This window comes from Pseudoalteromonas sp. SR45-5, from assembly GCF_014163565.1.
Classification (GTDB): domain Bacteria; phylum Pseudomonadota; class Gammaproteobacteria; order Enterobacterales; family Alteromonadaceae; genus Pseudoalteromonas; species Pseudoalteromonas distincta.
The window spans coordinates 1-964 of record NZ_JACJDN010000958.1 but is presented as its reverse complement, the minus strand read 5'-3'; the positions used below and the strand labels follow the sequence as shown (position 1 = coordinate 964).

2 protein-coding genes and 1 pseudogene are annotated in these 964 nt (G+C 37.9%); 2 read left to right on the top strand and 1 reads right to left on the bottom strand.

The genetic code is table 11. The features are described 5' to 3' along the window. Positions 1-34: 34 nt before the first annotated feature. Together H5072_RS21590 and H5072_RS20350 are read left to right on the top strand one after the other, a co-directional pair. Positions 35-408: pseudogene (locus H5072_RS21590) on the top strand (type II toxin-antitoxin system RelE/ParE family toxin). Further along, on the top strand, positions 401-709 hold the full coding sequence (locus H5072_RS20350) for a DNA-binding transcriptional regulator (RefSeq protein ID WP_182694623.1): 309 nt from the start codon (positions 401-403) through the stop codon (positions 707-709). The pseudogene H5072_RS21590 and the gene H5072_RS20350 overlap by 8 nt, the downstream one beginning before the upstream one ends. 70 nt (positions 710-779) lie before the next feature. Here the strand turns inward: H5072_RS20350 and H5072_RS20965 are convergent. Beyond that, on the bottom strand, positions 780-964 hold a 185-nt coding region (locus H5072_RS20965), incomplete at its 5' end, for a hypothetical protein (RefSeq protein ID WP_220488755.1).

Below are 964 nucleotides of genomic sequence, written 5' to 3'. Positions count from 1 at the left end.
AATACTAAGTGTCATAGTTGGTGGTGTGATATTTATGGGTATATTTAAATCAAAATGGTTTAACAAGTGGGCTGCAAAAGAGGGCTTACCTGACAAGGTGTTAATTGATGCTGTTAGAGATTTAGAAAACGGACTTAACGATGGGGACTTAGGTGCTCATGTTTATAAAAAGCGAGCACCAGCGAAAGACAGGGTAAACGAGGTGGCTATAGAACCATAGTTGCTTTTAAAGTTGCGGATAAAGCATTTTTTATGTTTGGCTTTTCTAAAAACCAACGAGACAATATCGATAAAAAAGAATTAAAGGCACTAAAGTTAATGGCGAAAGAGTTACTAAGTTATTCACAGCAGCAACTCAAAATAGCTATTAATGAAGGCGAGCTAATAGAGGTAAAAAATCATGAGTAATAGTATTTTAGGCGTAATGCATGATACAGCTAAAGGGCTAAATGATGCCGGTGTTATGGATAGACAAACTATGCGGAAGTTTGATGCAATGTGTCTGCCTGAAGTCGAGCAATATGATGCCGCGCATATTAAAGCAATTCGTGAGCACGCTCATGTTAGCCAAGCGGTATTCGCCGCTTATTTAAATACCAGTGCTTCAACAGTTAGAGCTTGGGAGCAAGGTGGCAAGTCCCCAAATGGTGCTTCCTTAAAGCTGTTAAATTTGGTCGCCAATAAAGGCTTAGATATACTTGTTTATTAATCTAAGCGGCCGGTAGCTAAGGTTGAGTGATACGAAATCCAATTCCACGATATTGCTCTAAAGCCTTATCCTATCTCCTTAGTTTAATCAGTAGTTTTACTAATTTCTCATATTGTAACCATATTTCAGGGTTCTCTTTGTGAGCTCGACGATAGAAAATATATGCTTCGTACCTATGGTAACTATTAATTATCTCCTGACCTGATAGTGAGTTTAATGCTTTTATTTCATATGCCTTTAAATCCACTCCTGTAG

Bases quoted from the DNA above. Each gene is read 5' to 3' on its own strand.
- H5072_RS20350 (WP_182694623.1), top strand. From the start codon at position 401: ATGAGTAATAGTATTTTAGGCGTAATGCATGATACAGCTAAAGGGCTA.